General features: G+C 68.5%; 33 protein-coding genes. 13 read left to right on the top strand and 20 right to left on the bottom strand.

What is annotated here, in order from left to right; translation table 11 throughout:
• Positions 1 to 127 precede the first annotated feature (127 nt).
• A complete protein-coding gene (locus RQM47_RS16955; protein ID WP_314009887.1) occupies positions 128 to 1,018 on the bottom strand; it encodes a YihY/virulence factor BrkB family protein in 891 nt (296 codons plus the stop codon).
• A gap of 453 nt (positions 1,019 to 1,471) precedes the next feature.
• Between RQM47_RS16955 and gadC the strand changes: the two genes are divergently transcribed.
• The 3 genes from gadC (at position 1,472) to RQM47_RS16940 (ending at position 5,536) form a co-directional block, all read left to right on the top strand.
• A complete protein-coding gene (gene gadC / locus RQM47_RS16950) occupies positions 1,472 to 3,073 on the top strand; it encodes a putative glutamine/gamma-aminobutyrate antiporter GadC (protein ID WP_314009885.1) in 1,602 nt (533 codons plus the stop codon).
• A gap of 27 nt (positions 3,074 to 3,100) precedes the next feature.
• Positions 3,101 to 4,048, top strand: a complete 948-nt coding sequence (gene glsA / locus RQM47_RS16945; RefSeq protein WP_314009884.1) for a glutaminase A — start codon at positions 3,101 to 3,103, stop codon at positions 4,046 to 4,048.
• A gap of 81 nt (positions 4,049 to 4,129) precedes the next feature.
• Positions 4,130 to 5,536, top strand: a complete 1,407-nt coding sequence (locus RQM47_RS16940; RefSeq protein WP_314009882.1) for a glutamate decarboxylase — start codon at positions 4,130 to 4,132, stop codon at positions 5,534 to 5,536.
• Between the two features lie 205 nt (positions 5,537 to 5,741).
• On the opposite strand, the gene RQM47_RS16935 is transcribed toward RQM47_RS16940, so the two are convergent.
• The 3 genes from RQM47_RS16935 to RQM47_RS16925 all read right to left on the bottom strand — a co-directional run bounded on the left by RQM47_RS16935 (position 5,742) and on the right by RQM47_RS16925 (position 7,682).
• Positions 5,742 to 6,434 carry an LssY C-terminal domain-containing protein gene (locus RQM47_RS16935; RefSeq protein WP_314009881.1) on the bottom strand — a complete coding sequence of 231 codons (693 nt, stop codon included), beginning with the start codon at positions 6,432 to 6,434 and terminating at the stop codon, positions 5,742 to 5,744.
• A 62-nt stretch (positions 6,435 to 6,496) separates the two neighbouring features.
• Complete coding sequence (locus tag RQM47_RS16930; RefSeq protein ID WP_314009879.1) at positions 6,497 to 6,724, bottom strand: hypothetical protein; 228 nt, start codon at positions 6,722 to 6,724, stop codon at positions 6,497 to 6,499.
• A gap of 31 nt (positions 6,725 to 6,755) precedes the next feature.
• On the bottom strand, positions 6,756 to 7,682 hold the full coding sequence (locus tag RQM47_RS16925; protein ID WP_314009877.1) for a mechanosensitive ion channel family protein: 927 nt from the start codon (positions 7,680 to 7,682) through the stop codon (positions 6,756 to 6,758).
• 377 nt (positions 7,683 to 8,059) lie between these two features.
• Here RQM47_RS16925 and RQM47_RS16920 point away from each other — a divergent pair, with 377 nt between their 5' ends.
• Positions 8,060 to 9,097: a Mov34/MPN/PAD-1 family protein gene (locus tag RQM47_RS16920; RefSeq protein WP_314009875.1), complete on the top strand. Its 1,038-nt coding sequence runs from the start codon at positions 8,060 to 8,062 to the stop codon at positions 9,095 to 9,097.
• On the opposite strand, the gene RQM47_RS16915 is transcribed toward RQM47_RS16920, so the two are convergent.
• From RQM47_RS16915 to RQM47_RS16905, 3 genes are all read right to left on the bottom strand, one after another.
• Entirely contained in the window at positions 9,081 to 9,830 is a 750-nt protein-coding gene (locus tag RQM47_RS16915; RefSeq protein WP_314009873.1) for a hypothetical protein, read from the bottom strand. The genes RQM47_RS16920 and RQM47_RS16915 overlap by 17 nt on opposite strands.
• Entirely contained in the window at positions 9,827 to 10,825 is a 999-nt protein-coding gene (locus RQM47_RS16910) for a nucleotidyltransferase domain-containing protein (protein WP_314009871.1), read from the bottom strand. The genes RQM47_RS16915 and RQM47_RS16910 overlap by 4 nt, the downstream gene beginning before the upstream one ends.
• An 81-nt stretch (positions 10,826 to 10,906) precedes the next feature.
• On the bottom strand, positions 10,907 to 11,998 hold the full coding sequence (locus RQM47_RS16905; RefSeq protein ID WP_314009870.1) for a site-specific integrase: 1,092 nt from the start codon (positions 11,996 to 11,998) through the stop codon (positions 10,907 to 10,909).
• Positions 11,999 to 12,259: 261 nt separating this feature from the next.
• Here RQM47_RS16905 and RQM47_RS16900 point away from each other — a divergent pair, with 261 nt between their 5' ends.
• The 3 genes from RQM47_RS16900 (at position 12,260) to RQM47_RS16890 (ending at position 13,476) form a co-directional block, all read left to right on the top strand.
• Positions 12,260 to 12,556 carry a type II toxin-antitoxin system Phd/YefM family antitoxin gene (locus tag RQM47_RS16900; protein WP_314009869.1) on the top strand — a complete coding sequence of 99 codons (297 nt, stop codon included), beginning with the start codon at positions 12,260 to 12,262 and terminating at the stop codon, positions 12,554 to 12,556.
• Positions 12,546 to 12,794 (top strand): Txe/YoeB family addiction module toxin, encoded by a 249-nt coding sequence (locus RQM47_RS16895; protein ID WP_314009868.1) that lies wholly within the window; start codon positions 12,546 to 12,548, stop codon positions 12,792 to 12,794. Before RQM47_RS16900 ends, RQM47_RS16895 begins: the two co-directional genes overlap by 11 nt.
• Positions 12,795 to 13,323: 529 nt before the next feature.
• The gene (locus tag RQM47_RS16890) at positions 13,324 to 13,476 is read left to right on the top strand and encodes a hypothetical protein (RefSeq protein WP_314009867.1); all 153 of its coding nucleotides are present in this window, start codon (positions 13,324 to 13,326) and stop codon (positions 13,474 to 13,476) included.
• Between the two features lie 201 nt (positions 13,477 to 13,677).
• Here RQM47_RS16890 and RQM47_RS16885 read toward each other — a convergent pair whose 3' ends face one another.
• The 6 genes from RQM47_RS16885 to RQM47_RS16860 all read right to left on the bottom strand — a co-directional run bounded on the left by RQM47_RS16885 (position 13,678) and on the right by RQM47_RS16860 (position 16,336).
• Positions 13,678 to 14,022 (bottom strand): type II toxin-antitoxin system HicB family antitoxin, encoded by a 345-nt coding sequence (locus RQM47_RS16885; RefSeq protein WP_314009866.1) that lies wholly within the window; start codon positions 14,020 to 14,022, stop codon positions 13,678 to 13,680.
• A 13-nt stretch (positions 14,023 to 14,035) separates the two neighbouring features.
• Positions 14,036 to 14,332 carry a type II toxin-antitoxin system HicA family toxin gene (locus RQM47_RS16880; RefSeq protein WP_314009865.1) on the bottom strand — a complete coding sequence of 99 codons (297 nt, stop codon included), beginning with the start codon at positions 14,330 to 14,332 and terminating at the stop codon, positions 14,036 to 14,038.
• A 201-nt stretch (positions 14,333 to 14,533) separates the two neighbouring features.
• On the bottom strand, positions 14,534 to 14,722 hold the full coding sequence (locus tag RQM47_RS16875; RefSeq protein WP_314009864.1) for a hypothetical protein: 189 nt from the start codon (positions 14,720 to 14,722) through the stop codon (positions 14,534 to 14,536).
• Between the two features lie 54 nt (positions 14,723 to 14,776).
• Positions 14,777 to 15,763 carry a HipA domain-containing protein gene (locus RQM47_RS16870; protein WP_314009862.1) on the bottom strand — a complete coding sequence of 329 codons (987 nt, stop codon included), beginning with the start codon at positions 15,761 to 15,763 and terminating at the stop codon, positions 14,777 to 14,779.
• Positions 15,760 to 16,098 carry a HipA N-terminal domain-containing protein gene (locus RQM47_RS16865; protein WP_314009860.1) on the bottom strand — a complete coding sequence of 113 codons (339 nt, stop codon included), beginning with the start codon at positions 16,096 to 16,098 and terminating at the stop codon, positions 15,760 to 15,762. The genes RQM47_RS16870 and RQM47_RS16865 overlap by 4 nt, the downstream gene beginning before the upstream one ends.
• Complete coding sequence (locus RQM47_RS16860) at positions 16,085 to 16,336, bottom strand: helix-turn-helix domain-containing protein (RefSeq protein ID WP_314009858.1); 252 nt, start codon at positions 16,334 to 16,336, stop codon at positions 16,085 to 16,087. The genes RQM47_RS16865 and RQM47_RS16860 overlap by 14 nt, the downstream gene beginning before the upstream one ends.
• Before the next feature lie 260 nt (positions 16,337 to 16,596).
• Between RQM47_RS16860 and RQM47_RS16855 the strand changes: the two genes are divergently transcribed.
• The 3 genes from RQM47_RS16855 to RQM47_RS16845 all read left to right on the top strand — a co-directional run bounded on the left by RQM47_RS16855 (position 16,597) and on the right by RQM47_RS16845 (position 17,582).
• A complete protein-coding gene (locus RQM47_RS16855; RefSeq protein WP_314009857.1) occupies positions 16,597 to 16,791 on the top strand; it encodes a hypothetical protein in 195 nt (64 codons plus the stop codon).
• The gene (locus RQM47_RS16850; protein WP_314009855.1) at positions 16,788 to 16,988 is read left to right on the top strand and encodes a hypothetical protein; all 201 of its coding nucleotides are present in this window, start codon (positions 16,788 to 16,790) and stop codon (positions 16,986 to 16,988) included. The genes RQM47_RS16855 and RQM47_RS16850 overlap by 4 nt, the downstream gene beginning before the upstream one ends.
• A 132-nt stretch (positions 16,989 to 17,120) precedes the next feature.
• Entirely contained in the window at positions 17,121 to 17,582 is a 462-nt protein-coding gene (locus RQM47_RS16845; RefSeq protein WP_314009854.1) for a hypothetical protein, read from the top strand.
• A 58-nt stretch (positions 17,583 to 17,640) separates the two neighbouring features.
• Here RQM47_RS16845 and RQM47_RS16840 read toward each other — a convergent pair whose 3' ends face one another.
• From RQM47_RS16840 to RQM47_RS16810, 7 genes are all read right to left on the bottom strand, one after another.
• Positions 17,641 to 19,089, bottom strand: a complete 1,449-nt coding sequence (locus RQM47_RS16840) for an ATP-binding protein (protein ID WP_314009853.1) — start codon at positions 19,087 to 19,089, stop codon at positions 17,641 to 17,643.
• 75 nt (positions 19,090 to 19,164) lie between these two features.
• Positions 19,165 to 19,764, bottom strand: coding sequence for a type IV toxin-antitoxin system AbiEi family antitoxin domain-containing protein (locus RQM47_RS16835; protein WP_409946061.1), 600 nt, complete (start codon positions 19,762 to 19,764; stop codon positions 19,165 to 19,167).
• Positions 19,765 to 20,426: 662 nt separating this feature from the next.
• Complete coding sequence (locus RQM47_RS16830) at positions 20,427 to 20,678, bottom strand: type II toxin-antitoxin system VapB family antitoxin (RefSeq protein WP_314009849.1); 252 nt, start codon at positions 20,676 to 20,678, stop codon at positions 20,427 to 20,429.
• A 115-nt stretch (positions 20,679 to 20,793) separates the two neighbouring features.
• On the bottom strand, positions 20,794 to 21,015 hold the full coding sequence (locus tag RQM47_RS16825; RefSeq protein WP_314009848.1) for a hypothetical protein: 222 nt from the start codon (positions 21,013 to 21,015) through the stop codon (positions 20,794 to 20,796).
• A gap of 90 nt (positions 21,016 to 21,105) precedes the next feature.
• Positions 21,106 to 21,858: a hypothetical protein gene (locus tag RQM47_RS16820; protein ID WP_314009846.1), complete on the bottom strand. Its 753-nt coding sequence runs from the start codon at positions 21,856 to 21,858 to the stop codon at positions 21,106 to 21,108.
• A gap of 183 nt (positions 21,859 to 22,041) precedes the next feature.
• Positions 22,042 to 22,446 carry an antitoxin Xre/MbcA/ParS toxin-binding domain-containing protein gene (locus RQM47_RS16815; protein ID WP_314009844.1) on the bottom strand — a complete coding sequence of 135 codons (405 nt, stop codon included), beginning with the start codon at positions 22,444 to 22,446 and terminating at the stop codon, positions 22,042 to 22,044.
• 14 nt (positions 22,447 to 22,460) lie between these two features.
• On the bottom strand, positions 22,461 to 23,780 hold the full coding sequence (locus tag RQM47_RS16810; RefSeq protein WP_314009843.1) for a replication initiation protein: 1,320 nt from the start codon (positions 23,778 to 23,780) through the stop codon (positions 22,461 to 22,463).
• A gap of 1,309 nt (positions 23,781 to 25,089) precedes the next feature.
• Here RQM47_RS16810 and RQM47_RS17530 point away from each other — a divergent pair.
• From RQM47_RS17530 to RQM47_RS16800, 3 genes are all read left to right on the top strand, one after another.
• A complete protein-coding gene (locus RQM47_RS17530; RefSeq protein ID WP_409946040.1) occupies positions 25,090 to 25,941 on the top strand; it encodes a M23 family metallopeptidase in 852 nt (283 codons plus the stop codon).
• Positions 25,938 to 26,318 (top strand): plasmid mobilization protein, encoded by a 381-nt coding sequence (locus RQM47_RS16805; protein WP_314009841.1) that lies wholly within the window; start codon positions 25,938 to 25,940, stop codon positions 26,316 to 26,318. Before RQM47_RS17530 ends, RQM47_RS16805 begins: the two co-directional genes overlap by 4 nt.
• Before the next feature lie 3 nt (positions 26,319 to 26,321).
• On the top strand, positions 26,322 to 26,554 hold a 233-nt coding region (locus RQM47_RS16800), incomplete at its 3' end, for a relaxase/mobilization nuclease domain-containing protein (protein ID WP_314009839.1).

Here is a 26,554-nt window from a genome sequence, read left to right as displayed (position 1 = left end):
CCCGAAGGCAAAGAGGGAGGACAGTGGAGAAGGTCGCTCCCTGGCGGCGGCGGCACAGAAAAACAAAAGCTTGCTAAGGACGCGTCGCTATCGGGACGCGCCTGCTGTGTCGCATTTCGAGGTCTCCTCACCTCGCCTCGCGGCTTCCTTTTCCCTCAACCCTGAGAGTCGGCTGCGGCGATCTGGCGCCCGTGCTCAGCGCCGCTCGATCCTCGTGAACGCGACACACCACGGCTCCCAACACCAGCGCCAGACCGGTCAGGTAGGCCCACAGGAGCGCGGCTAGCACCACCCCCAAAGCCGTCAACGTGCCGTTGTAGACCTGGAGTGGGCCGTAGGAGCCGAGATAGACGCCGAGGAGTGTCCGCGCGATCTCCCACGTCACCGCCGTCACGAGCGCCCCGGCCCCCACGCTCCGCCACGGCGGACGCGGGCGCGGCACCATCCGAAACACCTGGGCGGCTACGCCCAGGCTCAGAGAGCCTGGCAGCAGCACCGACAGCACGTTGCCTACTCCGCCCGAGAGCGCCTTAGCCCACGCCGATGACGGGAGCAGCCGCTCGACTAGGCCGTCGGTCCCGACCGTCCCCACGAGCAAGGCCGCCGCGATGGCGCCGGCGAACAGACCACCGGCCTGCACCGCCATCCGGGCGTCGAACAGGACCGCGGCCAGCCCGTGCCGCTGGCCCCCGCGCAAGGCCCGCTCCGTGGCCCGGCGGAACGTCGAGAACACGAGGACGGCCGTCACAACCGAGCCAACGGCGGAGGTCGCGGTCAGCGGCCCGCGCAACGACGAGAGCGAGAGCAGGGCCGAGACGGCTCCGTCGACCAGCTGGGGCGGGAGCAGCCGGCCCAGGACCGAGACGGCCTCGTCGCGGGCGCTCGCGCCCACGAACTGGTTTAAGAGGCCCAGCCCCAGCCCGACGACTGGCACCGCGGCTACGGTGAGCTTGTAGGCCGTGGCCTGGGCCGAGAGCGAGAGGCCGTCCTCAGAGAACGACCGGTGGATTTCTTCCACGTAGGCCGGCCGAGTCGTGCTGGTCGCAGGTCCGCGTGCACGCGGCGACTTCTGGCCGTCAGGCATCACGATCCACCCTCCCCCGCAGGCGCCAGAGGCCCGTCGCGGACTGCGTTCAGCCCGGATGGTCCACCTGGACGGGTCTTCGCCGAGACCTTGAGCCTCACGCTGGCGAGCCCCACGATTGGGGCGCCAGTGGCCAAGCAGTCGAACGACGAGGGAGAGGGACAGATCGTGGAAACCGGATGGACGGGTGAAGCCACACAGAATATGGAGAGCGGAGGTTCGCGGGCGGATCGAAGAGTGGCGGACGATGGAAGACGAAGCGTCGTGTCCTGACAATCGACTGGCGCGTCAGGTCAACATGGATATAGTGTGAAGGAGTGAGGTTGGGTTGGCAGAAGCGCTGGCATCCTCGCTCGGCGCGCCTCTCGCCCACCACCGACAGGCCCCATGAAACATGATTCCGACGCTGTGGCGAACCCGTCCGGCACCCCGGCACTTGGCGACTCGTCGCCTGGCCCCTCCAAGGGTGCGAAGCTCACGGTGTTCACGCTGGCGATCATGAACGTCACGGCCGTGGTCAGCCTCCGGGGCTTGCCCGCTGAAGCGGAGTACGGCCTCTCTGCGATCTTCTACTACTTGTTCGCGGCCGTCTTCTTCCTGGTCCCCGTGTCCATCGTTGCCGCGGAACTGGCAACGGGATGGCCGCAGAAGGGCGGGATCTTCCGCTGGGTCGGTGAGGCCTTCGGGACGCGGATCGCGTTCCTGGCCATGTTCATGCTGTGGGCCGAGGTGACCATCTGGTTCCCGACCGTGCTCACCTTCGCCGGCGTGTCTCTGGCGTTCATGGGGCCGGACCAGACGTGGGACCAGGGGCTGGCAACAAACAAGTACTACACGCTGGGAATCGTGCTGGCCGTCTACTGGCTCGCCACGTTCATCGCGATGAAGGGCACGGCGTTCTTCGCTCGCGTCGCGAAGTGGGGCGGGATCGTGGGGACCATCATACCGGCCGTCATCCTGATCGTCCTCGGCATCGCGTACTTCGTCACGACTGGGGACTCCCAGATCACGCTGGCTTGGGGTGACGTCATCCCGGACTTCTCGAACTTCAAAAACCTCGTCCTCGCGGCGTCCATCTTCCTCTTCTACGCGGGGATGGAGATGAACGCGGTCCACGTCCAGGAGGTCGACGATCCTGCGCGGAACTACCCGAAGGCCATCCTGATCTCGTCTATCGCGACGGTGGCCATCTTCGTTCTGGGCACGCTGGCCATCGCCATCATCATTCCGAACAGTCAAATCAATCTGGTGCAGAGCCTGCTCGTCTCGTACGACGACTTCTTCGCTCACTTCGGCATCGGTTTCTTAGCTCCCGTCATCGCAGCGATGCTCGCGTTCGGCGTGCTGGGTGGCGTGACTGTCTGGGTGGCCGGGCCTTCGGCCGGTCTCCTTCAGGTCGGCAAGGCGGGCTTCCTGCCCCGCGGGTTGCAGAAGACCAACGCCGCGGGAGCCCCGGTCAATCTGCTGTATCTGCAGGCTGGGATCGTGAGCGTGCTGGCGCTGGCCTTCGTGGTCCTGCCCTCGGTTCAGGCCACCTACCAGATCCTGTCCCAACTGACGGTCATCCTGTACCTGATCATGTACCTGCTCATGTTCGCGTCGGCTCTTTGGCTGCGCCGGACGCAGCCTGACACGCCGCGGCCGTACAAGGTGCCCGGCGGCAAGGCGGGCATGTGGGTCTTCGCCGGGGCTGGGTTTCTGGGGTCTCTTCTGGCCTTCGTCCTGTCGTTCGTGCCCCCCAGCCAGGTCGCTGTCGGCAGCCCGACGCTCTACGTCGGGCTGCTGGTCCTCGGGACGGTCGTTTTCGTGGGCCTGCCGTTTCTGATCTACAAGCTGCGCCGGCCCACCTGGCGTGCCGAGAACTCGGACTTCGAGCCCTTTAGCTGGGAGAAGAAGTCAGCCACCTCGCCAGCGACCCCCGCGACTGCCGCTTCACCGGCCGTTCCTGCCTCGCCAGCGGCTCCTGCCTCGTCGTCGCCCAAAGCCTGACGCCGGAGAACCCCTCAGAGAGCCCCCATGTCGACCAAAGCTTCCCAGTCCACCACCCTCAAAGCCGCCGTCGAGACGGCGTACGAGCACGCGAAGCCACTCGGCGGGGGCAAGAACGCCGACTACATCCCCTACCTCGCCTCGGTCCCCTCTGACCTCCTAGGGGTCGCCGCCGTGACTCGGGAGGGCGAGGTGCACCAGGCCGGCGACAGCCAGTACGCGTTCGCGATCGAGTCGATCTCGAAGGTTCCCACTCTCGCTCTCGTCATGGAGGCGATCGGACCTGAGAAGGTGCGCGCGCAGATCGGCGTCGACCCGACCGGGTTGCCGTTCGACTCGGTCATGGCGCTGGAGCTGCACCGCGGGAAACCGGTGTCGCCGCTGGTCAACGCGGGCGCCATCGCGACCGCCAGCCTGGTGCCGGGCGCGAACGCGGAGGCCCGCTGGAAAGCCATCCTCGACATGCAGTCGCGCCTGGCCGGACGGCAGATCGAGCTGTCGGACGAGGTGAACCAGTCGGAGCAAACCACCAACTTCCACAACCGCGCCATCGCCTGGCTGCTCTACTCGGCGGGCAGCTGCTACTCGGACCCGATGGAGGCCGTGGACATCTACACGCGCCAGTGCTCGACGCTCGTGACCGCCGTCGACCTCGCGACGATGGGCGCGACCCTCGCCGCCGGCGGCGTCAACCCGACGACGGGGGAGCGCGTGGTCTCGGCTGAGGTCGTCCCTCACATCCTCGCGGAGATGATGATGGAGGGCCTCTACACGGGGTCGGGGACGTTCGCGTACGAGGTCGGCCTGCCGGGCAAAAGCGGCGTCGGCGGCGGCGTGCTCGCCGTGTCGCCCGGCCGGCTGGCCCTGTCCGGATTCTCGCCCCCGCTGGACGGAGACGGAAACAGCGTCCGAGGCCTCGCAGCCCTCCGGTCGGCCTCCGTCAGTCTCCGGCTGGACCTGTTCGGCACCGCTTAGTTCGCGGCTCCGTCCCCGCACCACCCCTCGACGTTCCATCTACCACACGGGTGCTCCGCCGCCCTCACCCACCCACCACCCATGGCCCTGCACACCACGAACGGGAGCACCCTGCGCAGCGACGTCCTGGACGACGCGTACGCCTCCTCCGACCTCGCACGCCAACTGCCAGCGTTTTACTTCCCCAAGGGAGAGACCGACGCGAGGCACGCCTACGAGGCCGTCCACGACGAGTTGATGCTGGACGGCAACTCGCGGCAGAACCTCGCCACCTTCTGCACCACCTGGCTGGAGCCCGAGGTGCGAGACCTGATGGCGGAGACGGTCGATAAAAACATGATCGACAAGGACGAGTACCCGCAGACGGCCGCGATTGAGGAGCGCTGCGTCCACATGATCGCCGACCTGTGGAACTCTCCCGAGGCGGCCGAGACCATCGGCACCTCGACGACGGGGTCGAGCGAGGCGGCCATGCTGGGTGGCCTCGCGATGAAGTGGCGCTGGCGCGAAAAGCGCCGGGCCGAGGGCAAATCGACCGACACGCCCAACCTGGTCTGCGGGCCGGTCCAGGTCTGCTGGCACAAGTTCTGCCGCTACTGGGACGTCGAGATCCGCGAGATCCCGATGGAGGGCGACCGGCTGATCATGACCCCCGAGGAGGTGATCAAGCGCTGCGACGAGAACACGATCGGCGTGGTGCCCACGCTCGGCGTGACCTACACCGGCCAGTACGAGCCGGTGGCGGACGTCGCGGCGGCCCTCGACAAGCTCCAGGCGGACACCGGGCTCGACATCCCGATCCACGTGGACGGGGCGAGCGGAGGCTTCCTCGCGCCCTTTTGCGATCCCGACCTGGAGTGGGACTTCCGCCTCGAGCGCGTGGTGTCGATCAACGCGTCGGGCCACAAGTTCGGGCTCGCCCCCCTGGGCGTCGGCTGGGTGGTCTGGCGCGACCGGGACCATCTGCCCAATGACTTGGTGTTCAACGTCAATTACCTGGGCGGCAACATGCCCACCTTCGCGCTGAACTTCTCGCGCCCCGGCGGCGAGGTCATCAGCCAGTACTACAACTTCCTGCGCTTGGGCCGTGAGGGCTACCGCAAGATCCAAGCGGCCTGCTACGAGACCGCCCAGGCGCTCGCCAAGGCCATCAGGAAGACCGGCCCGTTCGAGATGCTCTACGACGGCGAAGGCGGGATCCCGGCGCTGTGCTGGTCGATCAAGGAGGGCGTCGACGTGCCCTACACGCTCTTCGACCTGGCGGACCGCCTACGCACGAGCGGGTGGCTCGTGCCGGCCTACGCGATGCCCCCCCACCGCGAGGACCTGGTGATCCAGCGGATCCTGGTGCGACACGGGTTCGGGCGCGACATGGCCATGCTGCTGATCGAAGACATGAAGCGGGCCATCGACTACCTCACCAAGCACTCGCCCTCTCAGTCGCTCGGACCGGACGACGCTACCGTCCACAACCACACCGGGCGGTGAGCCACCGCGCGGCCTCCCAGACCCCGTGTTGAGGACCTGGGAGGCCGCGGCAGTGGTGTGACGGCAGAGGTCGGCACCTCCGTTGAGGAGCCGTGTTGAATGGTGCGTCAATCGCTACCAGAAGTTGCGACCGGCCTTCGTTCCTCGAATGGAAGCGGGTGGCGCACTACATCTGAGCGGATTGCGCGCAGCTTCGAGATCGCCTTTACTGATTAGATTCAGGCCCAATGGCCTCTGTCGGAAAGGTCGTCACCTCGAGAACGCCTACGCTCAGCATCCCGTCGGTGTAGTACCGATCACCGCCGGCGTTGCGACCGTCTTGGGTGGGACCGACGCCCATGATTTGGTACTGTCGCTGGAACTGCCCTGCCCCATTCAGGTCTGCCATCAGTTGGTTTCTCTGGGCGTCTACGTCGGGAGCGATGTGGTGGGTGATCTCCCCTGTATCGTGGCTCAAGCCCGAGCTGACGTCGAACGAGGCGTCGCCGATCCAGAAAGGTCTACCGCCGTCGTCCAACTCGCTCGTCTTCCACCACCGGACGTGGTGCCGTCGGTCGGCGCTCGACCCCACCTCCTGCTCGAAGGTCAGGTCTTGCCTGCGACCGAACACGTAGAGGTTGCTTACCGGCGCGTCCGGGTCGGGACGGTCGAACGCCACGCTCCCCGCAATCTCGACGCTGGTCTTGAACGTGATCGGATCGGCCGGTCGCCAGCCGGCAGCGAGCACCGCGCGGACGACCTGCTCACGGCTACCGACGAGGCCGACGTTGAGGGGGTCACCTGGAATCCCGTCGGCGCTGTGGGTCACCTTGGGTAAAGAGCCAGGCGCGAGGTGGACAGGCCTCTCATGCTCTGACCATGCCCAGGGGACAAGCACGTAGGCGAGGAGCAGGTACACCGCGAGGGCGACGAGAAGGGCGCCGAGGCCACGCGACGCCCGACATCGGAAGGAGGGGTCCCTTAGGTCCATTTCAAGAGAGGGCTCTCGCTGATGCTCTTTCGGATGGCGGCCACGCACGGAGCCCTCCAAGGAGAAACAAGCTCTGTGAGCTCTCGTGCTGAGTGGTCTGTGGATGATTCCGTCCTGATCCGCCACGGCGGGAGTTCCCCGAGCGGGGCGAGCATGTCGACCGGCTCGTAGTCCTGCGGCTCGCGGCCCAGCGGACAAAACACGTCGGCGGCGAGCACCACGGGGGGGGCGTGAGTCGGCGGAGACAGCTCATGAGGCCTCGGTTGAGGCTTGGACAGGGGGAAGAACGGGTGGGTCGCCGTCCGCTCTGGTGTTGTCGCCTGGCTTAGGGACATGATTTCGATAGCGGTAAGCCAGGTCGATACCCCCTGCGGCGAACCGCTCGCGCGCCTGCTCCAGCACGTCGAACGTGATCTCGCGGCCCTGAAGCGTTCCCTCGCACCGCACGCGCACTAGAAGAATCGTCCCGTCCACGGTCACCTCGGACACCCGGCTGTCCACCACCTCGTCCACGAGCGGGTGCGCCTCGGCGAGATCGGCGAGGACGGCGCACGCCCGGCGCGCGTCGGCCCCGTGGACGATGGGGACCGTGACGTTGACCGTCACCTCTCGCTCGCGCATCGTCTGGTTGACCGTCACCTGGCTCGTGAACAGACTGTTCGGGACTACGATCCGGCGCTTGTCGAGCGTCTGGATGATGGTGTAGCCCAGCGTCAGATCCTCCACGTAGCCCGACTCGGCGCCATTTGGCGTAGTCACCTCCAGCCACTCGCCACCACGGAACGGCCGGTAGATGAGCAGCGAGAGCCCGGCGACCAGGTTGCCTAGCGTTCCCTGCGCCGCCAGCCCGATCACCACTGACGCGACTGAGACGCCTGCTAGGAGCGCCGTCCCCAGCGTCCGCAGCTCCGGGATAAGATGCGCCCAGACGGCGAACGCGACCACGAAGGCCACAACCTGACCCAGCCGCGAGGCAAACGAGAGCGCGGCCGTGTCGATCTGGAGTTGCTCGTGGCGGGCCAGCGTTCGCTGGGCGCCAGCGCGAATGAGACGGGCCACAAACCACGCGCCCGCGAAAGCGACCGCGGCGTAGAGCAGCGCGCCCTCGACCGTGGCCGGATCGAGGACAGTGTCGCTGAGCAGCGTCTCGACTCGGGTGACCTCGGAGATCTGCATCACTCAGAGGCTCAGAGCTAGTGTCGAGGGCGCCGACACGCTCATCCCGCACGCTTTCGTCGGACTGCCCTCTGCGAACTCGCCCGTAGGGAGATCCCGCTGGGAGGTAGGCCTAATAGCAAGCGGAGCGACAGTCACGGGGCGAACCGGGATCGACGGGAGGGGGAACATGGCCAAGCTACGAGCCCTCGGCCGAGCGCCCCCTCAACGGCATGGTTAGGCCGCCACCTTTGAGCGGCCGGACACCTCGGCAAACCCGATCTCGGTCGCGAGGCACCCATGAGCCCCGACCACTTCCGATGGGGTCTCGCGTGCCACCAGTAGGATCCGATCGGTCTCGACCTCCGACTCTAGCTTGGAACGCGCTGCTCTTCGGGATGACCAGCGAGATGATGACATTTTGCACGTATCCCGAAGGTCCCCCAGCGGGCGCGGACTGGACCGACGGGGCCGACCTCGTCGTCAACGCGACGGCCTCGCCCTCGGTCCGTGCCCTCCTCGACCTCCGACGGAGCAACTCGGCAGCCGTACCCATCCTCACAGTCGGCGTCGACGGCCGGGCCGAGCGGGTCTTCGCCCGTCTCCTCCCAGCGCCCGCTGGCGCCGGGGTGGCCGACCTCGAACGGGAGGTCAAGCTCGCGCTCGCCGACCGGCCCGACGCGGCCCACTTCGCGGACGCATTCTTCCCCGCCGCCGACGGCGCCGAGTCCTCGCCGTTCTACCCCGAGCCAGGGTGCTCGGAGAGCACCTTTGTCGGCTCGGCCGCTGACCTCGGGGGTCTCGCCGCGATCGCCCTGAACTGGGCCACGGCCCGGCTTGCAGGGCCACCAAACGACGCCCCCGTCGCGCTCCTCGCCGCGCCGCCGCACGTCACCGTCGGCTCCGGCCTCCTCCCTCATGTGGAGGTCTCGGCTTCCCCCCGTGTCTCCCTGTCCGATCCCCGGAGCGGGTACCTCGTCAAACTCACGCCCGAGGCCGTCGAAGACATTGAACGTGCCGTGGACGACTCGCACTCCCGGCTCGGTCCCGGCGTCGAGACGGGCGGACCGGTGTACGGCGCGTGGGACGCTCTGCGCCGCACCGTCTGGGTCGACCGTGTAGGCTCTCCGCCGCCCGACAGCGTCGAGGCCCAAGATCGGTTCGTCTGCGGGTTCGAGGGGCTCGCGGACGAGACGGACCGGCTCGACGCATCGACCCGTGGGGCCACCGGCTTCGTGGGGACGTGGCACACGCACCCCCTTGACCCCCCCGACCCCAGCGGCCGGGACCTCGCCAGCCTGGCCGACGTGTTCTCACGTCCGGAGCGACTACCCCGCGTGTTCACGATGCTCATCGCGGGGGCCTCCTCAGAGGGTCCCGTCCTCAAGGCTCACGTGTTCCACCGTGCCGAGTTCGTCGCTACGGCCGACTCGTGAACGCGGCGCCAGCCCCCGCCGCTGCCAGGTCGTCCTCGTCGGCGCACACGGACTCCACGGACGATCTCGTCCTCGACTTCTCTTCCCAGACGTCGGCGAGGTGCCCCCACAGTGCCCCGAGAGCGTCGAATCGTTTCTCCGCGTCCCAACGGTCGAGGTCAGTCAACGGGAGGTCGCGTCCCACCACGCGAGAGAGGTAGCCGGCATCGACGTGGGCTTCGGGTCCGATCTCTGTCTGAGATCGGTACGGGCGTCGGGGGGAGCGGAGCGGTTCGAGTTGAATAGACCGTACGCAGTACTTCGCTGGGCGCCGCGTCAGAAGGTCGAGAAGCCGCTCGGCGTGCGACCTCGAGGGACCGTCGTACAGCGTGAGGTGGGGGGTGAACTCTGGGTAGTCCGGTTTTTTCCATACGTCTCGGAGCGCGGGCGCCTCACACCGGAGGTATACCGTGTTCTGACCCTGTCCAAAAAACGAACCCGGCTCCACCAGCCGGAGCACCTCATGCTTGAGCTGGGCGTTCCAGAACGCCTCATCGAGCCTTCTCAGCCTCTTGTCGTACGGCCCTCGAACGGTGACGTGGGCGCGGGTCCGGGTCGCGGGGTCCATCAGCAGCCGCGTCGCGTCGAGACACGTCCCCAGGCGCCGGTCCTCGATGTAGACCGCGTAGAACACGCGGCTCCGTGGGGCCGGGCGGTCGGTTGACGGGGTGGACGCGGGGGCGTCGGGCTTCATACGACGAGGTATCGGAGCGTGTCGTCGTCGGACAACGCGCGGAGAAGGTCAAAGTAGGTGTCCCCGTAGGCCCTCGCCTTCTCGAAGGCCTCCGTCCGTGCGTCCTCGTCCGCGATCCAACCCAGAACGTCCTCCTCGGCCCGCCCCGTCTGTTCCAGGAACCATGCATAGAACTCGAGCAGGCGCGCTACCGTCCCCCGGACCTCCGGCACCTCGACGGCTATCGCCGAGAGCCGCTCGTTCGGGGTCGGCCGGAGTCGGGCCACCACGTCGTCGACCGTCCCCTCCGCACCAGGTGCGATGAGCGGGACGACCCCAGAGAAGCACGTGTTCAAGCGGCTGAACCGGAGCTTGAGGTTCTTCAGGCGGCTCTTGTTCTTCGCGGCCTCGCCCTCGTCCCCCCGGTTCCGCCGGTGCTCGTAGTTTAGGCACAGGGTCTTCCAGAACCGGAGGACGTCGTTGACGAGGAAAAACGGCTGGAACGCCTCCTCATGCCCCTTGTAATCCCGGAAGTAGAGCTCGACGACCCCCCGGTAGGCTCGATCGAACACGTCGGCGTTGTGGACCGACTGGCTCTCCAGGAGCATAAGCAGCCGGGCCGTGAAGAGGTTGGCATAGTCGTCGCTCGGCCCCCCAAGGTGCGCCTCGATCTCCGTGAGGCCGTGTGACTGGAGGTAGCGCCCGTCGCCGCTGAACTCGGGGAACCCGAGCCGACGGTTGATCCGGACGAGGTCCGCCTGGACCAGCGTCTCGCGGATCGCTGTGAGGCCAGCCTCCTGCCGCGTCCCCTCGTGCAGGAAGAAGAGGTCGAGGTCGGAGTGCTCGCTGGCCTCGCGCCGCCCGTACGACCCCGTGACGTAGACGCACAGCCCCGGCGCCCCGGAGAGCTCGTCGATCGACTGCACCTCCGAACGGAGGTCGGACAGCCGGGCGTCAGACGTCTTGCGCCGGGCGAGGATCGTGGGCGGAACAAAGGGGGGTGCCGAGGGGCTCATGCAGCGAGTGGGGTTGAAGGCTACGACCCGACCTCGGAAGATCGCACGGGCTGTCGTACTCAGCGCGGTCGGCGTACAAGTCTACAGCCCGATCCCCTCGGAGGCGTTGTCGTCGAAGAGCCGTCCCTCCCGGACGTACTCGGCGAGCATGGCGGCCGACTTGTGCCGGGTCTGCTTCTGGATGGCCCGGTCCGGCTTGCCCGCGCGCGCGGCGGTGGTGGCGAACCCCGCCCTCAGCGAGTGCCCGGCGTAGAGCGCCGGGTCGAGCCCGGCCGCTTGGGCGTAGTGCTTGACCACGTTGGCGACGGTCCGCCCCGTGATGGCCTTGTGCCCGAGCCGCCCCCACCGGTCGACCGACCGGAAGACGGCCCCTGAGAGGGGGGAGGGCCGCCCCTGGTCGGCCAGAGCGCGCCCCGCAGCGGCGACGTAGGAGCGGGCCGCCCGCACCGGGCACGTCTCCGGCCGGCTCCCGTAGGCCACGCCGACGACCTGGCCCGCGCCTTGCTGGTCGCTCTTCGAGCGGGGGATGAGGAGCCGGAGCCCCTCCGGCGTGTACGACACGTGCTCGGTCCTCACCACCGCGAGCTCGCTCCGGCGGAGGGCCGCGGCGAACCCCACGAGCAGGACCGCCTTGTCCCGTCTCGCCCGGAGCGCCGCGCCCGGCTTGGCCTCGTCGGGGAACGCCTCCGCCAGCCGGACGGCCTCGTCGCACTGGCCGGCCATGGCCACGACGTCGGCCGCGAGCGCCGGGGCCACCTTGCTCCGGGCCGTCCCGAGCGTCCGCGTGACCCCGGCCCAGACGGAGTGGAGCGGCTCGCGCGAGCGGAGCGCCGGGCTCTCGACGCCCGCGAGCTTGTGGGCCTGGGAGACCGCGGCCATTCGCCGCTCGAGCGTGGCCACCTTGAGCGGCGCCGTCGGTCGCCCACGCTCGTCGTCCGGTCCGGCCTCGGCGCGCGACGCTATATATAAGGCGACCGTCTCAGGCCGCGCGGGCATGGCCGCGAGCTGGCGGCTCTCGCACCACTCGGCGAAGTCGGCCCAGTCCGACCGGTAGGCCCGGAGCGTCGCGTCGCTCCGAGCCGCTTGGGCGAACCGTCGGGCGGACTCGGCGTCGGCCTCGATCTGGGCGGGGACCCGGGAGTCGGGGTCGAGCGGGACGAGGTCGGCAGACATGACGTATAGCTGTTATTGCACATCGGCACCACCCCGCACCGGGTGAAGCGGACACCCGAAGGTAGCTCTCACCATCCGATCCATTTCCGATAAATTGTCCTTATCGGAAGTCAGGGAAAGACGCGACGTAAGACCCCTTATGTCGCGTTCGCACGGCCCGGACCCAATGCCGGGGTTAAGCCAGTTCGGCGCTGCGCAGATACCAGTTGACGCGGATAGCCATTTTAGCTAAAATAGTCGAACGGCACTCAACCCGATCCCATGACCGCGCTCGCAGCAACCCAGGCCAAGAACCAGTTCGGGCGCTTGCTCGACAGCGCGCAGCGCGAACCGGTCACCATCGAGAAGCAGGGTCGGCCGGTCGCCGTCATGCTGTCCAAGTTCGAGTACGACCGGATCCAGGCCGAGCTGCAAGACCTACGCAGTGACGCCGAGACGGCCTGGCTGATGCGCGGCGCGAATGGCGAGCGGCTGACGGAGTCGATCGCGCAACTCGAGGCCGGCGACGTGGTCGACATGACGCCGGACGAGCTCGACGCGCTGATCGATGCGGATTAGGTTTTCCGCGCGGGCGTTCGAGGAGTTCAGCTACTGGCTCGATACCGATAGGCGGCGAGCCAAGCGAATCCGCGCCTTGCTGAAAGACATTCAGCGCGGCCCGTTCGAGGGAATCGGCAAGCCGGAGCCGCTCAAAGGAGACCTGTCGGGCTTCTGGTCGCGCCGGATCGACGACACGCACCGGGTTGTGTACCGGGTCGAAGGCGACACCGTCGACGTCGCACAGTGCAAAGGGTAGGGGGCAGATCGGTGTAAAATCCCGCAGTAGCGATCCCAAGCCCGGGGCACGAGAGGCGGAGTTGGCCGGCCTGCTCAGAACCGTACGGTTCTGAAGAACGCGCTTTCTGAATGGACAGGGCTGTTTCCAGCCCGTCCAGCGTCTCAGAACCCTCCTCAGAATCAGCCACTCAGAAGCCGGCGGCTCTTCGGTTCTGCAGCCGACCCGTCTGGGGCACGGGGCCGTCCCGTGAATGGTTCATACGATGCCTGTGCGAGGGATTGAACACCCTACTGCGGGATTTTGCAAGGTCCTGCCCGGCACCCTTGCAAGGGCCACTACGACGGCTGACGCCCCGGTCGCTGACGGGATGGCCTGGCCTACCGCGGGATTTGCAGGGTCCTGCCTGGCATCCTAAATCGGCCACGCTGACGCTCCTGGCCCCTTATGTCACGTTCGGCAACGGGCCAGGTCAGGCCACTCACTACTGCTGCGGAGCTCGGTCACGCGAGGGCATTTGCAATAGCGGACGCTCCAGAGAAATCCGCTAGTGCTGCTCCTCGCTCGGGGGCGGCCCCGCTACAGCTTCGGAAGCGGGCACGGACTCCTTCACCAGTTCGCCGTCGCGAACGACGACGACCCGGGTCCCCGTCTGGGCGGCCACTCGGCGGGCTCGGGCGGCGGAGCGGTGGAGCGCGGCTAGGACGGCCGTCGCCGTGTCTGAAGGGCCGGGTCGGGGTTCGGAAGTCATAACGGAGAGCGGCCGACGAGAACGGGCGTGCTGCCGGAGTCGTCGACGAGCGGCTCGAAGACGGTCTGGGAGTTGCAGAGTCCGACCTCGAACCGGCAGCGGATCCTCGGGACGGGAACGTCGTGACCGCCCCGGCGGACCCGTCCGACGTCGTCAGGCAGCGGCGGCGCCGCGACGCTCGACCTCGTGTGCGATGGCCGTCTGGACGAAGTGGTTGAGGCTCTCTGACCCCGACTCGGCGGCGAGGGCGGCCGCTCGGTGGAGCGCGGGTTTGAGGCGGACGTTGAACCGTCCGCTGAACGGGCGGTCGGGGTCCTTCCCGATCTCAGCGCAGAAGTCGAGGTAGTCGTCGACGGCGCCCTGGAAGGCGGCCTCGACGTCGGCGGCGCGCTCGGCCTCGAACACGACCGTGTCGCCGAGGTCGAGGACGCGGCCGAAGAGCAGGTTGTCGTCGGGGCGGTACTCGACCCTCGCGTGGTAGCCTTTGTAGTTGAGCATGGCGTCTAGGGGCTCAGGAGGAGAAGGAGTCGGGCGTTCGCTTGCAGGCTCGGAGGAAGTCGCGGAGCGACTCGCACGAGCCCTTCGAGAGCTCGCGGCCTGGGTGGGGTTTGTGGATGACGAACACCCGCCCATCGAAGGCGAAGGCGACGCGGGAGCCCGCGCGCTTCTCGCTGACGGTGGCGCCGAGCTTGCGGACGAGCGCGACGACGGCCGACCACTCGACGTCGCCGCGGGTAGGCCTCTCGAAGACGGCCGCGAGCGTGCGGGCGTGCTTGCGGGAGAGCTTCGGTCGGTCAGCAGCGGCCATGCGGTCGGGTTCGTGTCACTACGGGCTGGTACCAAATATAGTGCCCGACCTCGCGCTCACGAACCGCGGCTCCCAGGGCCGGTGGGTCTTACGGACGTGCGTGGCCGTTCAGCGAGAGCGACGGCTGAACGTCCTCCTCTTTACTGCGCGCCCGGTTGAGGAGCCGCTGGCGGGCCGACGCGGCTCGGCTGGGTTCGGCGCTCACGCGACGACCTCGAGGTAGGGGCGGATGACGGTCGAGACCCGGCACACCTGGGCGTAGCGCCAGAGCGCGTCGGCGTCGAAGGCCGAACTCCGTCGGTAGTCTTTCAGCGCCTCGATGGCGACGTCGAGGCCGACCCGGCTCCGGTACTTGAAGCAGTCGGCGACGGTCTTCGCCGCGTTGTACACCCGGACCTCGACACCCTCCGGATCGTGTGTCTCGATCCGACCAGCGCCCCGTACTCACCTCGTCATCAGCCCGACCAGCCCGAGACGACGGCGACGTTCCGAGAGGGTCTCGCTGAGCCGGTCGCGGATCGCGTCTGAAAGGAAGCATCGGTCGATGAGATCATTCCACGCCGGGCCGATGTCGGCGAGGTCTGCGAGGACGCCCTCGACGACGCGCTCGGTCAGGCCGAGGCGCTCGCGGCCGTAGTAGTCGACGAGGTGCTCGCGGCGCAAGTTCGAGCGCTTGCCAGCGACGGGCAGCGCGAGCTCTTGGGGGTCACGGAGCACGGCGGCCGAGGCGACGAGGTCGTAGGCTGGCGAGAGTCGGCGGAGCCCGTCGCGTCCGGTGAGGACTGCGAGGTTCTTGAGGTGCATGTCCTCGTTGCCCGTCAGGAAGGCGACGAGCGTCCGCCGGAAGAGCCTGACCTTCTCGACCGCTGGGAACGTGCAGAACGCCTCGACGGCCGCGGCGGCCCGTTCCATCGACGCGTCGTACTTCGTCTCGCGGTCGAGGCCGAGGAGCTGTCCGAAGTCTTCCAGGGCCAGCTTGTCGCCGCGGCCGACGCGGTCGAAGCGTCGGACGGCGTAGACGAGGGCGCCGGGGGCGTCCGGATCGTCGTCGCCACGGGCGTAGACGAGGGCGTGGTCGGCCGTCTCGACGCCAGCGGCCGACGCCAAGCGCATCGCGAGGTCCTCGTTGGCGGGGACCTCGGGGTAGGCCGGGTTGTCGGGCTTGAGGATCCACCGTCCCCCCACCGTGACGACCTCGAAGCGGCCCTCGGCCGGACGGAGGACGGCGCTGACCTTGGGCTGGACGCCCCCGATCGACATCCGGTCAGCCCGCGCGGCGGCCTCCTGGACGAGCCTGGCCGCCGTGAACGGGAGCGGGTCGAGGTGGGTGAGGGTCCGGGACAAACGGCGGAGTCCGGCCGCCGAGTAGAGGGACTCGCCCGACCCGAGCGGACCGTAGGTGAGCGGGCACCGGCCGAGGGCGTCGTTCACGAGGAGGCCCCAGGCGAGGCCTCAGCGACGTCGGGGAAGACGGAGACCGCGCCGACGGGGTCCTCGCCGACCGCGAGGAGCTGGCCGAACAGGTCGGAGCGGTCGAGCTTGGCCTGGCGGAGGAGGGCTTCGAGTTGCCATCCCTCGGGGAGTAGGCCGTCGAAGAAGGGGGGGAACCGGTCGAATCGGTAGGGCTCGGGGCGGACCAAGAGCGTGAGCGAGACGGGCGGGCCTTCGTAGCCAGGCTCGTAGGTGAGGGTGTACTCCCCCTCCCCCTCCGTGAGGCGTCCGGCCGGGACCCCGTGCATCAGGACGCGGGCACTACGCATAGGCATCGTCGGAGGGGGCGAGGGTCCGCTCGTACTCAGCGACAAGAGGTCCCTCGACGTGGAGCGAGAGGTTGAGGACGTTGAGGAGGGCGAGGAGCGTGTCAAGCCGGACGGTGGGCTTGCCGTGCTCGGCGTCGTAGATGGCCGTCTCGCTCACGCCCGAGAGGGCCGAGAGGGCGCGGCGCGAGAGGCCAGCGCGCTCGCGGTGGTAGCGGAGGAGGGGTCCAAGGTCGTCGATGCGCACGGGCGTACCGCTAGAGCGGCAATAAACAGATGCAAAAGGTCTCTCCTGACTGCAAACATACAAATTCTGCCGCCCCAGAAGCAAATAAGATATGATCACCCAGTTCCGCCCTGTGGGAGAGAACCAAGAGGGGCTCACTTGCCGCCACAGAGGCAAAACAGAGCACAATCCAGAACGCCCTCCGCTCCCCGGCGCTGCAGGGAAGGCAGATGGCCGCACGGCGTACATTTTCGTGCTGACTGACAAGCACCCGTCACGACATGCCCTCGAGCAGAGTCGGTCACCGAGGCCAGATCGCTGTCCCCAAGGCCGTTCACCAGTCCCTCCGGGACCTCCGGGGCTCCGTCCCAGTCGACGGACCCCAGGACTTCGGCGCCGTCCGCGCCGCCGTCGTGGCCACGTTCGGCCTCGACCGCTCTCGCCGGTCTGGCGGACTCGACCAGAGACCGTCATGACCTCTCCCTGTGACCTCGAAGGAGGTCGCCACCCCGACGGCGCACCCCGTGCTCGTGGGGTCCTCGCCAACTACGCCCTTGAGGGACCGGCCCCGACGACCGAGGATCTCGACGCCGGGATCGGCCGCGAGGTTGGCCGCCTCGACGCTCAGTCGAAGGGAGCGGGCGACGACGATCTCGTTTCAGGCGACGAGTGAGCGGCGAGGGCGAAGGACCGACGTCGCGTCCTCCCCCGTCATCTTCTCCGGGATAACCCCGAGCACGCGCGCCTTCCCGGAACGGATCATGGTCTCGCGGTCAACCTCGCCGACCGCCGCCCCTCCCAACCTATGTCGACGAAAGCCACCATCGCCTACGGACCCACGTTCCACCTCTACCACGAGGTATTCGACTACCGGTTCGTGTACCTCGAGCTCGACGGCGCCCAGTTCGAGGCGTCGTACGACCGGGTCATGGTCCCCATCCCGGTCCACGTCTGGGAGCACGTCCGCCGCTTCCCCGGCGTCGACCTCTCGCTTGCCGACGCCACCGACGACGAGCTCCGAGCCGACGCCGAGGCCTACGTCGATGAGCGGGCCGCCCGGTACGCGAAGGCCGAGACAGAGCGGGGGCGGGCGCTCGCGGGACTGTTCGGCTCGCTCACGTACGGGTCCGCGGCCGACCCCCGCGAAGAACAGATCGCCCGGGGGATCGAGGACGCCGAGCGCCGACGGGACTACCAGCGCGAGGTCCGCGCAGCGATCGGGCGGCTCGGGTCCGACGACGATTCGGAGACGGAGGGAAGCGAGTAGCGTCTCTGGCCGCATTCTTCCGTCGAGCCGACGGTCGCCCCCGTTGGGAGGCTCCCGCTCAGTCCTCGTACAGATCCTCGAGCGACCAGCACACCACTCGGTGGCCGTCTTCCTCGGCGCGTTCCTGGAGCCCGTCGGCGAATCCGCTCGCCGAGACGTACAGGAGCGCGCCGTCCGGGCCGAGTGCTCCGTGCGCCCACGCCCGACCTGCCTCGGCCATCCGGCGCAGCTTGTCGAGGTGGCCCGTGTGGACCCCGATACCGACGGGCTCCCGGTTCCACTTGACCTCGCCCGTCAGGACGCCCCCGCCTACGAGCGGGGCCACGATGTCGACCTCGACGGGCTGGCGGTCTCGGTCCGTCCCTTCCCACCGGCCCCACTCCGCCACCGTCGGCAGACCGAGCGCCGCCGCCCGTCGGTCGTACGCCTGCACGGCCACGTGCTCGAACTCGCGGCCCATGTACACGTCGAGCTGCGGGGCGACGGACTCGGCCCATACCTGGGCGGCGGGTAGCCGCTCCAGCCGGGAGCGGTTGGCCTCAACGAACCGCTCGTAGAACCGGAACGCCGCGTCGGCGACGCCGTAGCGGGCCGCCGCGTTCGGCTTGGCGTCGACGTTCTGGCGTGTCTCGAGGTAGCCGAGGTCAACGAGCCGGTCGAGCTTGCCCCGGAGCGCGCCGTCGACGGGCAGTCCGGCGCGGGCGGCGATCTCGCTCCGCTTCGTCTGCCCGCTTGCGACCGCGTGCAGGATCGCCCGGTACTTGGCGACGTCGCGGAGGCCCTCCTCCTGTTCGAGCGCCGTCTCGACCAAGAGCCGGACCTCGCCGCCAGGGTCGAGGAGCAGGCGCGTCGCGTTCTCGGCGACGGGCTTCGCTGGGTCGATGTCGGCGAGGTGGCGCGGCGTCCCACCGAACACGCCGTAGACGAGCGCCCGCTCGCGGAGGTCATTCACACCCGCGAGCTCGGCGGCGTGCCAGTACCCGAACGGCCGGAGCTTGCCTTGCCACTGGAACCGGCCGTAGAGCGGGCCGCCGCCAGACGCGAGCGCACCCATCGTGTCGACGGCCGAGCCAGACAGCACCAGCAGGAACGACCGCTCGGGCCTCGCCGCCTCCCAGACCGCGTTGAGCTCCGAGGCCACCTCGACCGCCCCGGCCTCGTCGTCGCCGAGGTACTGGAACTCGTCGAGCACCACGACCAGAGGCTGCGGAGCCCCAAGCTCCAGCAAGAGCCGGAAGACGGTCCTCCACGTCGGGTAGTCCTCTGGACGGATGTCCTCGCCGCTCCACGCCGCGACGGCCTCGACGAGCTGGCGGCGGTTGAGCTCGGGCGTCGTCTTGGAGGCCGTAAAGAAGAAGACATCCCGGTCGCCCCACCCGTTGGCGAGTAGGTACGTCTTGCCCACGCGGCGCCGACCGGTGACGAGGGCTAGGCGGTGCCCTCCAGCGTCGGCCAAGGCGTGGAGCCGAGAGAGCTCCGCGGAGCGGTTGACGATGGGGAGAGCCATGCTTGCTTGTACGGTGGCATGCCATTGTACTAGCAAGCACCCTTCTAGGCAAACCGCTACACCGCCCAGCGCGAGCTACGCTACGGCTTCGAGGTACGGGCGCATGACCGTCGAGACGCGGCAGACCTGAGCGAAACGCCAGAGCGCGTCGGCGTTGAACGTCGGGCTCCAGCGGTAGTCCTTGAGGGCCTCGAGGGCGACGTCGAGGCCGACCCGGTTCCGGTACTTGAAGCAGTCGGCGACCGTCTTCGCCGCGCTGAACACCCGGACCTCGACACCCTCCAGCTCGTGTGTCTCGATGCCTTCGGTGAACGCCCCGCCCGACATGTACACCACCCGAAGGGGGATCGCCTCCTGTTTGGGCCGACGCGCTTTGCCTTCGATGGCGAACCACACCTCGAAGGGAGACTGTGTCGTGAGGTCGTGGAAACGAAGGGCCGAGAGCAGGCAGGCGACGCCGTGGGGCACACGACGCGCGGCGGTAACGAGCGTGTGGCACTCGGTCACGTCAGCACCGGCGAGAACGTAGAGCCCGCGGCCGACACGCTCGAGGTCACCCCGCCTGTGGAGCTGGGCGAGCGTCTGGCGGGGGATGCCGAGAGGCGCGAGGTCCTTCGAGCGGAGGACGCTGCGCGTGCGGGCGAGGTCGAGAAGGCGATCAGCGTGTGTCACGATACGTCGGCTATCCCTTCTTGATACCGACGTAACGTAACGCCTGCAAACGAACTCGGCCTGTTCGTCCCCGCAGCAGGGCTCAGCATGTGGGCGGGCGGAGGCTACGCTACCGATCTGCAGCGTCCCACGCTACAATCTTGCAAGCCTCTCGACCCCTCTCCGGCAACCCGTATGGCTCCAGGACGACTCTTTCGAGAGAGGCCCCCGAAGGAGCGATGCTGGGAGGAAGGGAGCCGTGCCCCCGTCGTCGGGAAACACCCCATCGAGATCGATGGGCTCCGACGCCTCTCCCCTGCCGAGCGACTCCACCGACCGCCCAATGGTCTGGAGCGTGCGGGCGGAGACCAGCGAACCGTCGCCCCCCGGGCGGAGCTCGATCACGCCGTCAACACGGTGGTGGACCCAGTATCGGGCGTGGAGGGCGTCTCCGCGAAGCGGGAGCCGACGCCCCGCGTCGAGCGTCGCCGTGTAGGTCGTCGGGGCATGGGGCTGGAGGGGTCGATGGATCGAATACGCCGGTACCGGACGGCGGAGTTCTTGCCAGTGACTGTAATGTCTTGACAGCGGCCCCAGACACGCGACGTCAGCGCGTCCTGCCCGCCCGGATTCGGGCTCGGGCTCGGTCTGCAGGATGGCGACGAGCGCCGACGTATCGATGACCATCAGGTCGGGAGCCCGTGTTCGTCGTACCCGATGATCTCGTCGTCCGTCCGGCCGTCGAGGACCGGAGACGCGGCGATCCGCTCCTGAATGCGGGCGATTTCGGCCCGCGCGCCCTCCGGGCTCCACCCGGTCTCGCGGACGAGCCGCGCACGGGTGGCCCCGAGCACGGCCTCGGTGATGGTCTCGCCCGTCGCCGCGGCGAGCTGGCGCGCGAGCCGGTCGGCCTCGGGGTTCTTGATGCTGAGGGCCACAGGGCAGGTATAAACGAGGCTGGAATCTACCTCGCCCCCCTCCCTCTGGTTCAAGACGGTGTCCCCACTACGCAGCGCGCGTAACGCACCGTGCGTAGCGGACGACGCGGTAGGATCACAGGGGCCTCCGCTCGGGGCCGGTGGGGCGCCCGCCCTCGTACGACTCGACGTCCTCTTCCAGACCGGCCCGGAACGAGAGCAACGGGGCCATCGCCCGGTCGAGTTCTCGCCCGCTCAGACCCGCCTCGATGAGCGACGAACGCTGACTACGCAAGGTCTCAGCGTCGTCCGCGAGGCGCTGGAGCGCCCGTTGGTACTCGGCGTCTGTCGAGATCATGGCTGTCGTGGAATCGAGGTCGGTTGTCTAAATAGGCCAGGTTGCCATACTCGGACAACTCGCCCTATTTAATCAACTCGCACGCTGCCGTCAGCGACGAACGTATCGGGGACGCCCGCCGAACACCTCCATGTAGGACCGGACGACTGGCGGCGGATCACGGACGGACGTCTCGAACGCCTCGGCGTTGGCTTCCGCGAAGTCCCGAGACAGCTTCTCGAAGGCGGCGTTCTTCTCCGACTGGGTAGCCGCCTCAGCGAGAGCAGCCAGAGGGTCATAGGTCGCGGGGTCGTCGTCGGAGTCCGTTGGGGTCAGCCGGACCGCTCCGAGCGACGGCGAGGCGTACCGCCAGTCGCACCCCCGCTCCCGAAGGCGCTCGAACACCCGGACGTAGAACGGGCGGACTCGGCCCTTGTCTGCGCCGAGCGTCCCCATGTAAAAGTCGAGGTAGACGAACGCACCCACGCCCCGGACTCCCCATCCCCTCTCGCTCCGAGACGGCCCGGCCCGGAGGTCGTCCGGGAGCCGGTCGTTCACGACGTCGGCGATGAAGTCCGCACTCCCACGGAACGAGCCGAGGTCGTAGAGCTCGCCGTCCGGCCCGACCACGTCGTGGTTGTCGGAGAACACGTCCCACAAGACCTCGCCCAGGAGCCCGAGCCACCGGACCCGGAGCGGACGACCCGAGAACTCGGGCGAACCTCGATCGATGAGCGCGGCCAAGCCAGGGGACGGGACGCCGCCCGGCGCCAGATCACTCATCCACGCTCGCTCGTCCTGGAGCACGTGGTCCAGAAGCTCGCGGCACGCCGCGTCGGTGGCTCGGTTCTCGTCGTCGTACACGGTGCGAAAGTAGGCTACCCGGTTCTGCCTGCGCGTCTCCAAGCGCATGACCCGACGGTGAGCCACATCGCCTGCAGGTGTCGATCACCGTTTTCAGTCCACCGGCAGGTTTCACCGCACGGTGAAACACTACCCCACGGTGAAAGACCCGGTGCGGCCACTCGTCGTGCCGACCGGCACCCGCTACGAGGGAATCCCGTGCTCGATCCGGCCGATGACGCGGTCAACATGGAGCGCACCGGGCTCCGTGTCGGCGTACTCGATGGGCGTCTCACGGCCGAGCGCCCAGTTCGGCCGCTTCAGCCATTCGGCACCGACTTCCGTCGTCCCGAACGCCTCCGCCGCCCGTTCGACGAGCTGCCCGAAGCGGTAGGCCCGCTCGCTCTCGGACCGGCCCAGCCGCCCCGAGCGTCGGCGTCGGGAGAACGTCGAGGCCGACATCCCGAGGAGTCCGGCGACTCGCGACACCGGGAGGTCCAACGCCGACGCCAGCGCGTCGGCTCGCGAGGCCGGGAGCCCGTCCCTCAGCGCTCGGACCGTGTCGGCTACGCCGTACCCAAGTTCCGGGAACGCCTCTCGGACCGGCACGCGCGGGGTCGGTCTCACGTGGCACGCGCGCGCATCACGTCGCGGCGCGCCACCCGGAGCACGGACCGTACGGCGATGCCGAGCCCGCCCGTCTCCCCCGACTCCACGGCCCCCTCGACCTCGCGCCACCACCCGCTCCCCTGCTCCCGGAGCAGAGCGACCGCCTCGGCGTCGAGTGCTGCTTGGTCAGCGCCCGAGAGCGCGGCGATGGCCGCGTCGAGCTGGCGGCCCTCGGCGGCGTCCTCTTCCCCGAGGGAGCGGACGGCGACGACCTCGGCCGAGGGGAACAGCCCCGGCTGATCGGTCGCCTTCGGCCCCTTCGCCTTGGCCTCCCCCCGCTTCCGCCGGGCCGCGCGGTCGCCGCGCTCGTAGTCGCCGCGGACGGCGGCGACCGTGTACGCAGCCAGGTTCTTGACGTCGTCGCCCGCAGCCAGCTTGGCCTCGACGTAGCCCAGGTTGCGCTCGACGCGGTCGGCGTCGAACTCCGTCGAGAGGTCGAGCGCCTGGGCGTCAGAGAGCCCGAACTCGACGAGCTTGAGCTGGACCGGCGCCAGCAGCTCGGCGGGCTCCGGCGCCAGTTCGCGGGGGTCAGGGAGGACGGCCGCCCCGAGCGCCTCGGCCACGTCGGACGGGTCGCCCGAGAGCCCCTCCGGCGCCTCGGACACCAGGAACTTGACCGCGACGATCCGGCGCCCCTCCTTCCGGGTCACCATCTCGACCCGGATGTCGGAGTGCGCGTTCACGCCGGACACGGCGGGCTTGAGCACGCGCTTGTTGAAGTACTTGTACTCCTCGTACTCGCCCTCCTCGACACCTAGAAGCCCCCGCCACGTCTCGAGCGCGAGGAAGCCCGTCGAGCCCACCTTCCGGAACCGCAAGCAGTTCTCGTAGAGCGCGAGCGCGTACGTGCTCGCGAACCGAGTCTGGACCGAGAGGTTGATCCGGGCGTAGATCTGGGGGTTCGCCAGTCGGCGCCGGAGCGGGGCCGGGTACGAGTACGTGCATATGCCGGTCCGGCGCTCGACGCGGGCCGAGGCCAGGAACGAGCTCACGCCCCACTCGCCCTCGTCGTCGCCCTCACCCAGCACGTCCCACTCGATCTTGTAGTCGACGAGCGCGCGGAGGGCGTTCTTGAGCTTCTTCGAGTCCTTCGAGTCGAAGCCGACGACGTCGGCCAGCACGGGCAAGTTGATCGTGTGCTCGGCCACCGTCGGGTCGTCGAGCTCGTCGTAGGCGTTGAGCAGCAAGACGTTCGAGACCTTCCGCTCGAGGAGCGAGAGCGCACCGCGGACGTGGACGGCCCCAACGTGTTTCTTGATTTCGGCTCCGTTCACGTGACCGGCGAGAAGGCTCCGGAGGCGGTCGGCCCCCTTGGATCGGACGGGTGGACGCTTGCAGGGTACGGACACTGCGGAGTCCTGACAACGCGAGCTACCGCCACGGCCGAAATCGTCCTTTGCGGCCTTGTGAGGGGCGATTTGGGAGAGGGTGCTCGTCATGACCAGACCCCGCTCCCTGCAAACGTCCACCTAACGCCCCGCAAACGTCCACCTATCTCGTGGGACCGCAGACGCAAACGGAAATGCTTTCTGGCAAATCGGCTCCCAGACACTCCCATAGCTGATTTTATGGCCTTTCTGGCGCGAGTCAGCTCAGACAGCGCCGCTCCCCGCAAACGTCCACCTGTCGCCCCGCAAACGTCCACCTGTCGCCCCGCAAACGTCCACCTAACGCCCCGCAGGTGTCCACCTGTCACCCCGCAAACGTCCACCTTTGCCCCCGGATCTCGTTGCGCCGCAACAGGATGAGCACCCCTAAACGTATTAAACATCTTCTAAAGGTTATTAAACGACGACGCGGGGTCGCGTTTGTTGAGGATGAGAGTGGAGAAAGGCAAAGGCCCCCACGTCGAGAGCGCACCCCAACCCGCCGGAGGCTCACGCTGGTCGGTCTGGACCCCGCCACCTCGATGACGACCGTCGATGCCGGGAATCGATGGTCGTGTCCCCCACTGGGCGAGCATGTGCCGCCGCCTCAGCACCCGACACCTGGACTCCAGAGGCCGTCGCGGACGGTTCCGACGGGCACCATATCCGCGTCCCCACCCAATAGGTGGACGTTTGCGGGGAGGAGCTCATCTATCTCCCGACGAGCCGGTGCTCCACCCTGGCTACGAGTACCTCCCGATCACTCTCCTGTAAACGGGGACCTTTCGAGGGTTGACCGCCCACCACGGTAGCGTCTGAGCTGGTTTGCGCCCCGTAAACCGGTGCCTTTGGAGGCGCCGTCCTGTAAACGGGTACCTTTGGCCCCGTAAACCGGTACCTCTCGACCCTGACGCTTCCGGGCGAGGTCAGAGAACCGGCCCCCCGGTACCGGACGCCGAGATTTCGATGGTCTCGGAGGGGCGCCCTGTAAACCGGTACCCTTCGCCCTGTAAAAGGGTGCCTTTGGTCTTGGGGCTCGCTGAGACGCGAAAGACGCCAGCGTCGGTGTCCGGAGCGGATGGGGAAAGGCTCGAGCACCAGACCCGCGTGTCGAGCGCGGCTCGATCCGCTTGAGGGCAGTTTTCGTCAGGACACGTGAGCCGCCCCAAGGCGCGGGCGCGCTGTGCGAGGTGACGTGTCATGACGCCCGCCTTCCGTGCCTCCATCCCGCCTCCCTTCCGGCCAGCAACTCCGGCGAGTCGCCTATCTCGCGGTCTTCGCCGCAGCGGTGGGCGTGCCGCTCGCCAGCTCGCCGAACGGCGAAGCCCTCCGCCAGCTCGCGCCCGTTGCAGCGGCTCTGGGCCAGACTGAGATCAAGCGTCCCGAGCAGGACTCGCGACGACCGAAGCCTCTCGTCGTCCGGCGTCGAGAGGCTCCTCCGATTCGGCGAGCTGCGCGGCGCCGGGTGGTGTTGGTCTCGCCTCCCGCCAGAGGCCCGGTTAGCTCGCCGTTCGGGTGGCGACGCCATCCCGTCTCCGGTAGGACCCGGCACCACGACGGCGTCGATCTAGCGGTCCCCCTCGGCACGACCGTTCGGGCGGTAGCCTCTGGCGTCGTGCGCTCCGTGGGCAGGCGATCAGGGTACGGGCTCGTCGTCGAGATCGACCACAGGGGAGCCCTGGGAACGAGCCATCGGCGGAGCCTCTACGCGCACCTGTCCTCGACACGTCGGGGGCTCCGGCGAGGGGTCCGAGTCCGGCGCGGCCAGCCGCTCGGGGCCAGCGGCGGCGTGCCCGGACGGGACGGCACCTCGACCGGTCCCCACCTCCACTTCGAAGTCCGCGACGCCTCGGGCCGGCCACTCGACCCGGCCGTTCTTCTCCGCGCTGGCGGGCGCCGCGAGCGGAGGGCCGATGGTTCCTGGCAAGTTATGTTCTCGTCAGGACGAGAACCCCGACCGACCCGGCCGCGCTCGGGTCTCCGCGCACAGGCGCGGGCCGCATTCGCACCGCCGGTTCCGGCGGGCTCAAGGGGTCGGTCAGGCCTCGGTCACCAGGGGGCACGATGACGGACGCAGCCACCCAGACGTCGTCCGGCGAGACCGCTCCGGCCACCACCTCGAAGGCGCGCAAGAAGGGCGGACGACCACCAGGCGTCCGCCGTGGCGAGAAGGTCGAGGTGCGCGTGAGCGGAGCCGAGAAAGCCGACCTCCGCGCCGCCGCGACCGAGGCCGGAATCACCGTCTCCGAGTACGTCCGCCGCCGCTCTCTCGGCCGCCCGGTGACGGCGCGGGCGGACCGCGAGACTCGGGTGCTCCTCCGGCGGATCGGGGTCAACCTCAACCAGCTCGCGCGGGCCGCGAACACGTCGGGTGCGCCGACGCCAGAGGCCGGGCTCGCGGACGCGCTCGACCACCTCCGCCGCGTGCTGGCGGGGCTCGAATAAGCCGTGGTCGCGAGCGCCAGCACCCAGGCCAGCTTCTCGAAACTGTCGGGCTACCTCGGCGGGGGCGAGGAGCGCGTCGGGTGGATCGAGACGCGGAACGTGTTCGCGGACGATGTGCCCGGCGTGGTCGCCGAGATGAGCGAGCAGGCCGGGCTCTCGGCGCAGACCCAGAAGCCGGTCTACCACCTGACGATCGCGTTCGACCCGTCGGACAACCCGACCGAGGCCGAGATCCG

It is taken from the genome of Rubrivirga sp. S365 (assembly GCF_032248475.1).
In the GTDB taxonomy this organism is placed as follows: domain Bacteria; phylum Bacteroidota; class Rhodothermia; order Rhodothermales; family Rubricoccaceae; genus Rubrivirga; species Rubrivirga litoralis.
This window is presented reverse-complemented; position numbering and strand designations above follow the sequence as displayed.